Origin of the sequence: Novipirellula artificiosorum (assembly GCF_007860135.1) — a bacterium.
Classification (GTDB): domain Bacteria; phylum Planctomycetota; class Planctomycetia; order Pirellulales; family Pirellulaceae; genus Novipirellula_A; species Novipirellula_A artificiosorum.
In genome coordinates, this window is the sequence record NZ_SJPV01000005.1 from 450,307 (window position 1) to 464,697 (window position 14,391).

Annotated in this window: 11 protein-coding genes; 3 read left to right on the top strand and 8 right to left on the bottom strand. The window is 56.3% G+C overall.

The features are described from left to right. Positions 1-4: 4 nt before the first annotated feature. Entirely contained in the window at positions 5-829 is an 825-nt protein-coding gene (locus Poly41_RS16465; protein ID WP_146527740.1) for a sugar phosphate isomerase/epimerase family protein, read from the bottom strand. A gap of 858 nt (positions 830-1,687) precedes the next feature. Between Poly41_RS16465 and Poly41_RS16470 the strand changes: the two genes are divergently transcribed. After that, positions 1,688-2,896, top strand: coding sequence for a XylR family transcriptional regulator (locus Poly41_RS16470; RefSeq protein ID WP_146527742.1), 1,209 nt, complete (start codon positions 1,688-1,690; stop codon positions 2,894-2,896). Here the strand turns inward: Poly41_RS16470 and Poly41_RS16475 are convergent. From Poly41_RS16475 to Poly41_RS16485, 3 genes are all read right to left on the bottom strand, one after another. Next, positions 2,873-5,701: a hsp70 family protein gene (locus Poly41_RS16475; RefSeq protein WP_231615707.1), complete on the bottom strand. Its 2,829-nt coding sequence runs from the start codon at positions 5,699-5,701 to the stop codon at positions 2,873-2,875. The genes Poly41_RS16470 and Poly41_RS16475 overlap by 24 nt on opposite strands. An 8-nt stretch (positions 5,702-5,709) precedes the next feature. Then, entirely contained in the window at positions 5,710-7,509 is a 1,800-nt protein-coding gene (locus tag Poly41_RS16480) for an Hsp70 family protein (RefSeq protein WP_315853735.1), read from the bottom strand. A gap of 92 nt (positions 7,510-7,601) precedes the next feature. After that, positions 7,602-8,138 (bottom strand): DUF2760 domain-containing protein, encoded by a 537-nt coding sequence (locus Poly41_RS16485; RefSeq protein WP_146527746.1) that lies wholly within the window; start codon positions 8,136-8,138, stop codon positions 7,602-7,604. On the opposite strand from Poly41_RS16485, the gene Poly41_RS16490 reads away from it, so the two are divergent. Together Poly41_RS16490 and Poly41_RS16495 are read left to right on the top strand one after the other, a co-directional pair. Continuing rightward, complete coding sequence (locus tag Poly41_RS16490) at positions 8,120-8,809, top strand: DUF4139 domain-containing protein (RefSeq protein WP_146527748.1); 690 nt, start codon at positions 8,120-8,122, stop codon at positions 8,807-8,809. The two genes, Poly41_RS16485 and Poly41_RS16490, sit on opposite strands and share 19 nt — an antisense overlap. Positions 8,810-8,910: 101 nt before the next feature. Beyond that, a complete protein-coding gene (locus Poly41_RS16495; protein WP_146527750.1) occupies positions 8,911-9,792 on the top strand; it encodes a hypothetical protein in 882 nt (293 codons plus the stop codon). Positions 9,793-9,871: 79 nt separating this feature from the next. Here the strand turns inward: Poly41_RS16495 and Poly41_RS16500 are convergent, their stop codons facing one another. The 4 genes from Poly41_RS16500 to Poly41_RS16515 are packed head-to-tail and all read right to left on the bottom strand — an operon-like array spanning position 9,872 to position 14,383. Then, on the bottom strand, positions 9,872-10,819 hold the full coding sequence (locus Poly41_RS16500) for a substrate-binding domain-containing protein (protein WP_146527752.1): 948 nt from the start codon (positions 10,817-10,819) through the stop codon (positions 9,872-9,874). 28 nt (positions 10,820-10,847) lie between these two features. Beyond that, entirely contained in the window at positions 10,848-12,485 is a 1,638-nt protein-coding gene (locus Poly41_RS16505; RefSeq protein ID WP_146527754.1) for a sodium:solute symporter, read from the bottom strand. Positions 12,486-12,492: 7 nt separating this feature from the next. Continuing rightward, positions 12,493-13,260: an SDR family NAD(P)-dependent oxidoreductase gene (locus Poly41_RS16510; RefSeq protein ID WP_146527756.1), complete on the bottom strand. Its 768-nt coding sequence runs from the start codon at positions 13,258-13,260 to the stop codon at positions 12,493-12,495. Between the two features lie 7 nt (positions 13,261-13,267). Then, positions 13,268-14,383 (bottom strand): mandelate racemase/muconate lactonizing enzyme family protein, encoded by a 1,116-nt coding sequence (locus tag Poly41_RS16515; protein ID WP_146527758.1) that lies wholly within the window; start codon positions 14,381-14,383, stop codon positions 13,268-13,270. Positions 14,384-14,391 lie beyond the last annotated feature (8 nt).

Here is a 14,391-nt window from a genome sequence, read left to right on the forward strand (position 1 = left end):
CGCACTAGAGGATCGATCGAAGGTGCTCAATACTTCGCTCGGCTTGGTCGAGCGTTCCACACTCGACACTCAAAACAATGTCTTGTGGCACCGAGCGGCAAATCGAGACAATCCGTTGCCAATCAATGACCCCTTCGCCGCAGGCACACCCCACCGCGGTTCCCATCACCTTGCCACGTTCGGCATCGGACTGCTCGATCGAGATGTCTTTGGCATGGATGTGGATCACTCGGTGCTTGATGCGTTCAAGCCACTCATGCGGGTCCTCACCACCGAGGTAGGCATTGCCCGTGTCAAAATTGGCACCCAAGTTCGGCGAATCCACGAGATCCAAGCAGCGGTCGTAGAGCTCCGGTTTGAGTGAATACGTTTGGTGCATCTCGAAACCGATCTTGATTCCACGACGCTCACATACCTTCAACGCTTCCATCAACGAATAGCGGATCAGGACAAAGTCCTCCTCCATGGTCGTCCATGGCTGCTTATGCCCCTCGTGCGTGTTGATGATTGGCGCCCCCGCTTCGGTTGCAAAGCGAGCTGCTTGCTTCAGGTATTCCACCGCGATTTCGGGCTTCGAAGCCTGGGAATGGGAAGAAAACGCAGAAAGCTTCAACCCATGTTTTTCCACCGCGTCCCGGATTCGCCAAGGGTCATCGAGCATCGAAACACTATGAAAGTACCTCGCTTCGCTCAGCAGTTCGCGGCCCCAATGCACCATCGGTTCGATGTACTCATAACCGAGATCCGCGGCAAATTCGACGCCCCACTCGAACGACTTGTGTGACGTCCGGACCGCCTCGAGGTTCAATCCAATTCCAACTTTTCCCATGAATCCGTGATTCCTATCGGTTTCTAAGTGATTTGACGCCATTTTGACTTGCCTTAGAGTTTAGTGAAGAAAAACCAGACCACCATCGCTCAATCTTGCCAAAATAATGGTAGATTTTTGTCAGGGCAAATCGGTTAGGGAAGCGTCATTGGTGTACGTCGCCTGTTGAAGCAGGTCGTGCATTTTTCGAGTCGTTGTGAATCCACGAGTTACCGTATCGTTATCTCTCCTTTGGCAGTGGTATTTACACAAGGATCGCACATGAATCCTGGCTCCCAGCGCGCTCGCGAGGAGAGAGGTTGGAGTTCAGGCTTTAGCCGCACGAGCGCAACCCGCAGTCGCCTGAAGGCTAAACTCCAGCGCACTCCCCCTCATCCCCAGCCCTTCTCCCCCATAAAGAGGTCGTGCAGTTTTTAAGTTGTTGATTGAAAAAGACTTACAAGATTTACCTCTCCCTCTGGGAGAGGTCGAGCCTAAGCGAGGGAGAGGGAAAACGGGCTGCGATGACAACATGAAATTCCAGCACGGTTTCTATACCGGCCCTCCCCCTCGCTGCGCTCGACCCCTCCCGCTGCGCGGGCAGGGGTGGTTGGATACCTAAACACTTCAGCAGTCACAACTTAAAAACTGCACGACCTCTAAAACGGGGGAGAAGGGAGCCAGAATTTCGGGCAAAACGGAATTTGCAAAGTCAATCCAACTTGCCACGCAGGCAGGATTCCCATCAGTCCACGCGACAGGGAGGGTGAAGTCCGGAAACGCGTATTGTTCAACTACTTAAAAACGGCACGACCTTCAAGCAGGGAATGGGCCGGGAAAAACCAACCAATCGATCACACGTCCCCAAGGCTTCGCGCGATGGCAGTCCCGAAACAGATCTTGCTGCTTGTCGAAACCTCGCGCGTGTTCGGACGTGGCGTGATCCAGGGCATCTCGCGTTTCGCAAGAGAACGCGCCAATTGGATCTTTCACTTTGAAGACCGCGGCATCTTGGAGGGGCTCCCTCCCTGGTTGGAGAATTGGCAGGGGGATGGAATCATCGCCCGCAGCCCTTCGATTGCCTTGTCCAAAGCGCTCGGTCGATTTCGCTGTCCGGTGGTCGAATTGCTCGGCGACGGACAACATCAATCCGCCGAGGTTTGCACCGATGAAAGGATGACGGCGGGGCTTGCCATCGATCATCTACTGAAACAGGGATTTGCCCACTTGGCGTTTTACTCGTTCGCCAATTCTTGGTGGTCCGATGCTCGTCGCATTGCGTTCGAGCAAATCCTCGCCTCACAAGATCTCTCGGGGCACGTGTTTCCTGGCGCCTACGAGGGTGGCAACTTACCGTACCCAACTTGGAAACTCGATTTCCAAGCACCTCTGATTCAATGGGTTGATCGGTTACCGAAGCCCGTTGGCGTGTGGGCCGTGGCCGATTCGCAAGCGATCCGCGTGCTCGAAGCCTGTCGCCAGCTCAACCTACATGTACCGGCGGAAGTCGGGATTCTGGGGACTTCAAACGAAGACATCGTCTGCAGCATGTTGTCGCCATCCTTATCCAGCATCGAATTGAATTCGCAGCAAGTCGGATACAAAGCGGCAGGCCTGCTCGATTGGAAAATCCGGATGCTCAGCCCACCCAAAACACCCCCTCTTACGACCGCAGCTCGGATCATCGTTCCTCCCTCGCAAGTCATCAAACGACAATCCACGGATCGCATCGCGATCATCGATCCTGAACTCGATCAAGCCGTCAAGATCATCGAGCGTGAGGCGGTCAATGGATTGACCGTGACCGCCTTGGCAGACGAGTTGCTGCTGTCACGGAGCACGCTGGAGCGACGTTTTCGCGAGTTCTTTCACTGCTCTCCGTCGCAAGAAATCAACCACATTCGAATCGAGCGTGCCAAAGGGTTCCTTCGTGAGACAGCGTGGCCCATCAGCGTGATTGGACAAAAAACCGGTTTTGCGTCAGCCGAGAACTTTGTCCGCTTCTTCAAACGCATGGTGGGCAAAACACCTCGACAATACCGCAATGCGTTTTACGGCACCGATTCAACGAACCAAGCGAATGCCTAATGGCAAGGATTCGCCAAAGATCACAGCTTCCTCATCGGTCCGCAACGATCCGCCCTCGGTCAACAACGTCAAATAGTGCTCGGGTGCTTCGAGGAGTTCAAGCTGGACTGCCATCGCTTCGCGGCGTTTCAAAGGCAGGTCACGATAGCGATCACCTGTTTGCCGAGCCATTTGTACCAGTGCCAGCAGTAGCATGTTTTTATTCGTATCCAACTCCGTCGCCTTTCCCCAATCGAGCAGCTCCCCCGCCCAACGGGACGCTTCTTCAACGGGCAGCGTCGCGTTCAGCGGACCATAGGCCGGTTGACGACTGCCGAACCGACCGAGCGCCCAAAGTAGCGCCGGCAAGATCTTTTGGTTCTTTTTCTGCTTGATGGCCGCCAAGGCGATGAGGCCCAACTCGATCTTTTCGTTTACCGACAATCGCTCGAGCGACCCCAGCAATCGCCAAACCTCAGCGGCCTCATGCGGTTCGATCCGCCGCGTTTTGTTCTTCAGAACACTCTTCAGCGGCGCCGCCAACTGTTCTTGCTGTCCACGGGTCAATCCACCGGCAATCCGTCGCCACAAGATCATCGATTCGGTGCGCGATTGCTGGGCCGCGAAGGCCAGTTTGCCATGCAGGATGCGCCACGTTTGCGCAACGCGCCAATCATCGACCGCAACCCCGTAACCGGGACGCAAGCAGAAACCGACGAGGTTCAACCAGCGTGCTTCGTGAGCGGCCGATTTGCGGCGGCCTTCCTGCGCGTCGAACAAGGATTGCCATTGAGACCGCAACAGCGACGGCGGCCAGACGTTGCGATGAAGATCGGTGACCGACTGCAATTGTTTCACCAAATGACTGGGCTTGAGCACCGCGTCGGGCTCCACTTCCGCGAAGACCCTTTCAATCACCCGGCCGCACTGCTCAACCGAATCCGAATCGACGATCCCGGCCGCTTCACCCGATCCGCTGTGAGCTTCACGATCCGTTTCCAGCGTGCTGCGAATATCAAACTCCAATCGCCACCGCTTGCTCGACGTGGTGTCAACGCAGAACAGGCCGATGGTTCCGATCTCGCTCAGTTCCGCTTCGACGACCACTTCCACTTCGGCATCAAGCCGCCGTTTTCCTTGGACCAAGGCGGTACAAATGGGTGGCAAAGGCGAAGCCTCGCTGCGGTCCATTTCGACAAGTTCACCCACGGAATCGGCCAACCGCGTGCTACTGACCCAGAGCGGAAACTGAACCGGCGTGCCGATTTTTAAGTGCAACGGATGTGCATCGGCGCGAAATCGTTGTCCGGCTTCGGCTTTGCCGGGAATCAAACAGAGTCCGCGCGGCGGATCGGATTCGACTTGCATGTAGTAAGATCGTCCCAAGTTGGCTGCGATCCGAACGCCTTGGCCGCGACGCACCATCGCATAGTAGGCGGCCCCTTGCGAGACAGCCAAATCCAAACGGGGCGACGAAAGCACCTCTGGCTTCCACGGGTCGGTCTGACCAAACCACGCGGACAAGCGATCGACGATCGCTGCTTGGATCGCCGGCGCAGCCATCACGCCACCGTTAAATAAGACCAAGTCAGGTCGATCGGCGGCATCTTGTTCATCCGCATCCATTCCACTTCGACGATGCTGACACAAAAAGGCCGCCAAATGTCGTGTAATCGCTGCATCGGCGGCATAGGGTAAGCCGAATTCTTGAAAACCACTTTCGCCAAGTTCCGGCTTTTCCTCGAGACCAACGGCTGGGAAAAAGCCGTCCAGCAAAACCTGATCGATCTCCGCTGCGGTCACCTGTACTTGAACCGACCCGCCCACCAACCGCGATCCTTCCGAAGGCAAGTTGATCGTATACGTGTCGGGACGATCATCGCCAAGCATGACTTCTTTGACCGTCCTCGAAACCTGCACCAAGCGGTCCCATTGCGTGGGGGAAAGGGACTCGGTCGATCCGGCATCAAGAATCTTCGATTCGGCTAATCGCGCGACTGCCAAATCCAGATTGTCACCGCCAAGAATCAAATGGCGTCCGACCGCAACGCGGTGAAATTGAACCTGCTCCCCCGATTCACCCGCCTTACGTACTCGAATCAAGGTCAAATCGGTTGTGCCACCACCGATGTCACAGACCAAAATCAATTGCCCCGGTGCCACCCGTTGTTGCCATTGGTCCGCTTGCCGATCAATCCATGCATAGAATGCCGCTTGCGGTTCTTCGATCAAAAAGACTCGTGGCAATCCCGCCTGTTTCGCAGCGCTGACGGTGAGTTCCCGCGCCACTTCGTCAAACGATGCTGGCAACGTGATCACGACATCTTGTTCACTCAGCGAGAAACCAGGATGGGCGTCATCCCAAGCAGCGCGCAGGTGAGCGAGGTAGCGAGAAGAAGCTTCCACCGGTGACAGCCGCGTGACGTCCGCGTCACCATGCCACGGTAACAAGTCCGCGGTACGATCCACTCCCTCGTGACACAGCCAGCTCTTGGCAGACGCGGCGCGACGACCGGGGTGCCGTTGGCCGGAATCACGCGCCAACACGCCCACGGTGTGATTCGGCGCGGATGTCTGCCAGGGCAAAGCATGATTCGCCGCAGCTTCCTCCTCCGTCAATTCGTAGTGAAACGATGGCAGCGTTTCACGCGACTCACGTTGTCCAAAATCGATCCACTGAGGGATCTTGAACGTCTCGACCGACCAAGCTTCTGCGTCGGTATCCACATAGCAGAGCGCACAGTTGGTCGTGCCAAGGTCGATGCCAACGGCGTACCGTGACAAGGATTGATTCGGATCGTCGATCTTCGTTTCGGATTTGGACACGTTAAATACTACCGCTCGCGAGCGTTGAACTCCATCTTCCATTTGTCATCACTACGGGTGCTGTGACACCACAGTTCAAACATCCCAAGCTCGGTGATTCGGCTCACGAATTTCACGGGCACGAAGGACCCTGCACTGGACGACTCATCACTGTCCGACCCACTTGTCAAGCAAACCGAAACGGGTTCAATTTCAACCAATTCATCGGCGGTCCAGCGATCGAGCCGACTGCCGGGCGCATCGGCCGAGCGAGTCGCGGAACTAAAAAACCGGAATTGAGCCGGTTTGCCCACCATCACTCCAACCGCGTCCCCCGGCACTTCCGCTTCGGTTCCTTCCTCCATCCCTCGCGGTGCCACACAAACGGCCCGGAGCGGACGCGGCACCCCTGGAATCGCCAAACCGGCGGTTTCGATTCCGACGTAATAAGACTTGGCCGTCCCCCCGCGAATGCGAATGCCGCCGCTCTGTTTGCTCCATCCATAGTAGGCCGCACCGATCGCAACGGAGGTGTCGAGATCCTCGGGCCCGCCCAGAATTATCGGATCCGAAGGGCACCAATCGTTGATTGTCGCTTGCATCCGCTCACGCAGGGTGTGGCTGCGGAACACACCACCGTTGAACAAGACATGGGTGGGGACGACGGGCGTCTCACTATCCTCTGCCGATTGATCCGCTAAGAAAGCGGCAACATGCTTGGTCACTGCCGCATCCGATTCGTACGGCAAACCGATGTCTTGGAATCCCGATGCGGCATGGTGTTCCGGTCGATCGGTCGACGTGCATCGCGGGAAGAACCCTTCGACGATCAACTGTGACGTCTCTTCCTTGGTCAACTCGGTCGACACGGTTCCGCCGATCAGCGAACTCCCACGCCCGAGCACCGAAATCATTTGTTGGGCCGGACCCTCCGAAGCAAGCAATTGCTCCTTCGCATCTCGGCAAGCGTGCCACAGCGAGATGCTCTGCCAGGGATCCAAATCATGGCCTTGCTCAGCCAACCGGCCGCTGACAAAGTGGGCCAGCGCCAAGTCCATGTTGTCACCACCCAGCAGCAAATGGTTTCCCACCGCCAACCGGCGCAGGTTCAGTTCCCCGTCACTTTGAGACACTGAAACGAGCGTCAAGTCGGTGGTACCACCACCCACGTCGACAACCAACATCACATCGTCCGGCCTAAGCGACTCGCGCCACGAGTCGCCGCTCGCTGCAAGCCATCGGTACACGGCCGCTTGAGGCTCTTCGAGCAAGACGAACGATTCAGGTAGGCCCGCTGCGATGGCGGCTTGTCGAGTCCGTTCACGCGCGGCCGGAGCGAACGAGGCCGGAACCGTCAAAACCACTTGTTGGTCGCGAAGTGGCGCGTCGCTGTGTTGACCGTTCCAAGCGGCAACCAAATGTGCCAAGAAACGCTGTGTGCATTCATAAGCGGAAACCTTGGGAATTTCCGGGGGCGACTGCCATGGCAAGACCGCGTCGGTTCGCCCCACCGAGCTGTGACAAAGCCAGCTCTTGGCCGCCACGACCACCCGCTGAGGGTTCTCGGCCGCCTGAGTTCTCGCGTAGGCGCCAACCACACCTCCTGCGGGATCCGAACCAAAGGAGGTACGAAGCGAGTCCACTTCGCCCTCGCGAGGCAAGTACAGAAACGACGGCAGCGAAGAGAGCGATTCCACTTGATCGGGCTGGACCAGCTGCGGAATCATCAACAGCCGCAAATCGGCTTCCTCTTCCAACGGCGAGTAGGCAACCACCGAATTCGTGGTTCCCAGGTCGATGCCAACGGAGTAACGAGCGTTCATGGTCATTGGGTGCCTCCATAGCCAGAGCCATCGCGACTCTGCAGAGATTTTAAGCGGAACTCGATGCGAACTCCGCGGTGTGTGGGGGAATCGGGAACTTAGCGTTGCACCTGAGCCGGCGCCACGATGTTGGCGTCGGTATCGCTACCGGTCCATTCGGGCAACTCCACCCTCGTCGCCTGCCAACCTTGGTGAACAAGTTTTCCCGAGTTCAAATTGCCTTCGCCAATCCATTGATAACGAGCCGGCGATTCGTCTGCGGCAACTTCGACCGTGGCCCCCTCGCCTGCATCGCTGACCGGTTTCAGATCAAAAAAACGAGACAACGTGGAAGCACATTGCAGCAAACAGGGACGTGCCGCGGCGCCAACCTGCGCATCGGAATACTTGCCCAGATCCTCTTGAATCAAATCGATCAAACGCGACTCGCGTTGTAACGCCGACAACAGCGTGATCGCTTCACTGCGAGCCGGTTTGGCGGGTTTGGCCACCACCGATTCGACCGGTTTTGGAGCCGGCAATTTCGGTTCCGCTGTCTCGGCGCTGCCTTGTTCGAGCGCTCGGCGAATGTTCTCTGCGGCCTGTTTGTTGAATAACGCAGCTGAAAAAGCACGAAATGCGATGCCAATTCCCATATTCTTCCCCTGAACCTACAATCGAAAGTGAACAGCTTGGCAAACGCGGCGGCAGCGTCAAGCGGACACCAAGCTCATTTGTTCAGTCGGTCCAGAAGTGCCCCGATCTTCCAGTGTGTTGTGGTTGTCGTCGCCACAACCAGCAATCGATCGGCAGCACCACGTTGTCACCCACGGCGGCCGGCCAGCACATGATCGTCGGTTTCGGGGCAGACCGACAATTACGATCACGCCGCGAACTGCTCGCTCGCGAAGAATCGATTCGAGGCGGCAACCGACAAACCGAACTGAGATACCGCTTGGTGTTGTCCAACTATCACGATCGGGCCGTGGAAGTATGGCTACGGGATCGGATGCCGCTAACCAGCCCACAAGGTGCCATCGGTGTCTCGCTGCAAGGCGAGGCGGAGGAACAGCTGTCCGACGATCCGCTGTACCTGCGGATGCAGCGTCCCATCGGAATTTTATGGTGGGATTTGACGGTCCCCGCTCGGCGGTTCGGCAGCGATGCGTTTGATTTCGAGTATTCCATCACCGTTGAACTGGATAAAGAGCAGCAAATCGTAGGCGATGCCATGATCGAACAAGTGCGATCCGATTACCGATTCGAGAATATCGGCGGAGGAGGATTAGCGGGTGGGATGGGAGGCATGGGAGGCGGTCAGATGTAACGCGATGCGTTATGATGGTTCCCACAGAGCGATCGATGTGGGGTCGCCATTAGCTGTGGTCGTCAATGGCCGCGGGAGGAATGGCTTAATAAGGAACTGACATGCCGAACCTCGTGGAATGGTTTTCGAGTCTGCAGTGGGATCGCGTGCTACCGGAATTGGTAGGGAAATCGCTTGGATTTTTGGCTGGATTTGCGGCGAGCTGGTTCTTGCTGTTTCGCCAGCGACTCAACGCGATCGCGCGAATGCAATCGGGCGACTCGGATGATTTTATTTTTCAAATGCACCGTTTGTGGGAATTGCCACATCAAGCGAACGAGTGTGTGTTATTGTTCCGCAATGTTGCACCCAAAACGACGCTGAATGATCTGTACGACAACATCGCGGTGCGTGATTTCTTGAAAGAGGTTGCCGAAAACACGTCGCTCGATAATCCCGTGCTCAAAACCGAGGGAACACTGGGGTTTGAAGTCCTCAACGACGCGATGGGACATATCGCGGGCTTGTTGGCGATCACCCCGTTTAAACGCGAAACGTGGCTGTTCGTGATGACCTGTGAAGATCGCCAAGTGGTTCGAAAAAAATGCATTCGTTGTTTCTTGATCCGTCCCGACGACCTAAACCGTTTTCTTGATTGGGACTGGTGCGTCAAGCACGTCCAGGTGGAGAAGCCATGGCACTGGTTTCGGATCGTTGCCTTGCACCGGATCGCGTGCGTTTGGAAAGGGGAACAGGAAATGGCTCAAGCCGAATCCGACATGGCACGTGACGGCGACATGCCTCTTGTCGACCGCCAAGTCCGCCACGATCGGATTCGCATGATTTCGGTGGGACTCAATGATGGCGAACGACCGATCGGTGATCCTCACCGGATCGACTGGGAAAGCCATGTCGATAAACTGCAACAGCTTGGGCTGACGCTGGCAAAGCCATCGGCCATGCCCGAGAGGGATCCGGAACCAGCGGAAGCGATCGCGGAGTAAGGAATCCAGGACACGGCTTGCTCGGTTGGATCGTCCAGACCGAGGCAAGTGCGGTGAATCGTGTGACGGAAAATCGCCGTTACCGATAATGGGCTTCGGTCAATGCCATCACTTGGTCCACGTTGCTCTCATCGATGATGGATGATCCCGCGTCGATATCGGATGGAACGATGCCATACCGCAAGTACTGCGTGAGCTGCACCACCGGATAAAAACCCTGGATATAAGGTTGCTGATCGACGGTGCATCGAATCTTTCCTTGCTTGATCAACTCCAGTGTTTTGGCGGACAAATCGAACCCGGCGGACCAGTACTCCGAATCGGCGAATTGGTCAGCGATCGCCCGTCCTGCGGCTTCCGTGTCGGCTTGGCCTGTCCCCAAAACGATGCGAATGTCGGGGTTCGCTCGTAAGGCGTCGGCGATCTTCTTCGCTCCTTCGACCGAATCATTACCGCTGATCAGAACGGTCCATTTCACGTTTTTCGACTTCAGCACGTCCTGTTCGCCTCGCAACCGATCCTCCAATGACGAAACGCCCGCATCATGCATCGTCATCAAGACATGGGCTCCGTCCGGAATCTCGGGTGCAAGTCTCTCCGCCAAGCGGCGTCCCGCTTCGTAGAGTCGCTGGTTCACACAACTCATGCGTGCATTCTCGGTTCCATGGTCGTCGGTGTTAAACCCGACCACCGGGACCCCTGCTTCGATCGCTTCGACAACGACTTTGTCAAAGGCTTCGGGATCAACGAGGTTCAGTGCAATGCCATCGTAGCCGTCGCGAACGGCTTGACGAACCATTTCGACCTGCTTCGGAAAGTCGACGCCGACGGTGCCGATAAAGTCGCTGCTCACCCCCATCTTCTCGCTGGCATCTTTCATGCCCTGTTTCACAGGTTCAAAAAACTTCGCTTCTGCCGAGCAAGTGATAAAGATCAACCGTAACGGTTTGGGATCCTCGGCCATGGACAGGGACGAACCCCAAAAAACCGCGGCCGTCGCAATCAGGATCAAAAAGTGCTTGTGCATGTTAGAAATTCATTGAAGGCAGGGAAGGTTAGGCGAAAATATAATACAGCGAGCCAATCACAAGACACAAACCAATCGAAAGCACCCGAGGATCACCGACTCCTTCAATGGGCTTTTCGGTGATCGACGCCAACGGACTTGACCAACAATACCGCTGGACCTGCTCTTCGCTCGGCGGAGGCGTCATCAGACTGACCATAACCAAAATGATGCTGCAGGTCAAAAACAACCACCAGGCCTGCATCATGAAGGGAATTCCCCATTCTTTGGTGAACAGTCGCGTCGGATCCCCATTTTCCTGGTACCCCAAGAAGAACCCCGAAACCGCGGGGAAATCGACGCAGAACACAGCGGCGCCAAGCAAAAAACCGAGTACCAAGGTGCAAATTGCTGCTTGCGACGTGGCCCGTTTCCAGAGCACGCCCCAAATGAACACGGCACTGATCGGTGGTGCCAGGACCGAGATCATCTGGTTGATGCCCTTGAAAATCCCACCAAACCGTTCGCCTTGAGTGCTCCATGCAATCGCGATCGCTAACACCACAGCGACCGTCACTTGACCGATTCGAACAAGCGTGTGATCGGCGGTTTGGGGGCGGATCCGTTTGACAAGATCCATGCTGACCAGCGTCGCCGTCGAATTGAGTGCTCCGGCAACGGTACTCATCAACGCTGCCAACAGACCGGCAATCACCAAGCCGCGGATTCCAACCGGTAACAATTCTTGAATCATCACAATCAGGGTTTGGTCCGGATTGTCCGCGATCTGGTCTTGAAACAAGACGTAACCGATCACTCCCGGCAAGACCATGAAGAAGACCGGCAACACTTTGATGATCCCAGCGAACAATGGCCCAATTTGTGCATCTCGTTCGGTTTCCGCGCCGAGGACGCGCTGAACAATCGTCTGATCCGAACACCAATACCAAATCCCCAGCACGGGATAGCCGAGCAACATCACGTACCAGGCAAACTCGCCGTCGGTTCGAATCATACTCAGCTGATTTGGCCTCGCCGCTTCTCGCAACGTTTCAAGCGAATCGATGCCGCGTTCGCCCAAAGCGAGGATTCCGAACACCGTAACCGAGGCAGCGCCAAGCAGCAGTAGCACGGTTTGAATCGATTCGGTCACCACGACGGCCTTCAAGCCACCCAAGGCGGTGTAGGCGAGGGTCAATGCCGAGACGATCAAGATCGACCACAAAATGTCAATCTCGACAAAGCTCTGGAACATCACGGCACCGGCGTATAACGTCACGCCGATGTGAATGAACAAAGCGGCGATGATTGCCATGAAGGCGAGAATCGTTCGCGACGCAGGCCCATAACGGCCCTCGAGGTACTCCGGAAGGGTCGCGATCTTGGTGCGAAAGTAGAACGGCGCAAAAACCAAACCCAAGAGCACCAACAAGAACGGGGCCATCCACTCGAAGTTTCCGATCACCATGCCGTCGCTGTAGCCGGACGAAGCCAGGCCAATCAAGTGGACGGTGGAGATGTTCGTCGCAAATAAGGCCAAACCGATCACGGGCCAACGTAGCGAACGTGCGGCCAAGAAGTACTCGCTCGACGAATCCGCTTGATGGCGTCCCGAAAAGCAACCGATTCCGGTGATCCCGAGAAGGTAAACAATGATGATCGTTAAATCGATCCAGTGAATATGCATCAGTTCCTCAGTTGGTTTTCCGATAGCCCAATTCCGCGCCACCAGAGACATGCAGGATGTGCCCAGTCACAAACCGAGCTCGCTGCGAAATCAAGAACACCGACGCATCCGCAATCACATCCCCTTCGGGACAATATCCAAGTGCGTGAATGTCATTGAGGTAGTTTTCCATCACTGCCGGGTCGGGTTGTTGGCTGACCCAATCGCGGAGCATGGGGGTCCAAGTTCCCGCCGGACAAACCGCATTGACGCGAATTCCGTCGGCGGCATAGTCGAGCGCCATCGACTTGGTCAAGGTATTCATCGCTCCTTTGGTGGCCGTATAGGCCGCATGGTCTAATTGGCCCATCACGCCAACCATGCTGGACGTGTTGAGTATACACCCTTGCGAACGTCGCAGGGCGTCGATGCCAAATCGCGTGGTCCAGTAAACGCTTTTGAGATTCGTATTGAAGACGTGATCCCACTCGGCTTCGGTCGTCTGGTCAATCGGCTTCACCAACGATCCATTGCCGGCATTATTGTGAATCGCATCGATTCGCCCGAAGGCTTCGATCACGAACTCGATCGCGGCCTTCACCTCCGACCCCACGGAGACATCGCAGCGGATTCCAAAGTGGTCTCCCTGCAACGATTCGGCAACCTGCTTCGCCTTCGCTTCGTTCCGAGCACACAACACGACGCTCGCTCCCTCTTTCGCATAAGCGATGGCGCACGCGCGTCCAATCCCATCGCTACCGCCAGTCAAGAAAATGACTTTCTCGTTGAGTTCCATCGTCGCTCTAACTGACCTTGTTGATCGTATCAAGTGCTTCCGCAGTCGGTTCGGTGCCGGCCCCGGGATCCTCCGGTGTCAAGAATTGGCCGCATTCTACTTGGGCAGGGTATTTCATCCAATCACGCAACCAAGGAATGTATTCCAGCAGATGACAAGCGGGATGGGCGATGCAAAGATGTTGATGCGTTTGGGCCATATCGCCGACATGCGGAACAACGGGCAGCGCATAGCTATGCGCCAAATCAGCAACCTGCCACCATTCGGTGATCCCCGCCAAACGGACGATATCCGGTTGGACATAGTGAACCGCACCGGCTTGGATGAAGTCACGGAACTGCATGGCCATGTAAAGTTGTTCGCCCATCGCGATCGGCAAACTTGTCGATTCGGCCAAGCGTCGATGTCCCTCGCAATCGTCGAATTGCATGGGCTCTTCGATCCAAGTCACATCGTAATCGACAAGCCGGCGCGACGCTTCAATGGCCGTCGGTAAGTTCCAACGCCCATTCGCGTCGGTCATGATTCGCACGTCGTCCCCCAACGCATTGCGAACCGCTTCGACCCGCTTGATGTCGTCACCAAGCCGTTTACCACCCACTTTCAGTTTTACCGCGCGGTAGCCTTCTTGTTCCACCATGCGGCGGCAATCGCCAACCAGGTCTTGCAACGACCAATTGAGCCAACCGCCGTCGGTGTTGTAGGCTTCGACCGATTTTTGGGAACTTCCCCCCAAGAGTCGCCACAGCGGTTCCCCCGCTGCTTTCGCCTTCAGGTCCCAAAGTGCGATGTCGATTGCACCGAGCGCCAGATGAGTGATCCCGCTACGCCCGACCCATCGCAATTGAGGGTTGTAGTACAGAGTCTGCCAAAGATCTCTCACCTCACGAGGATCACGCCCGGTCAGCAGCGGGCCAAATCCGTCCGTAATGCAATCGACAATCATCCGATCGGTCGGTAAGTGGGCATGGGTACCGCTAAAGCCGTAACCCACATGACCGCTGTCACAATGGATGGCAACACCGGGAGCTCCCCAATGGGTGATGCTGTGCGTGCTGTCCGAAATGCCACCGCGAGTGACCGGAGCGTGCAGAATGAAAGGCTGAAGTTTTGTGATGTGCATGGTCTATC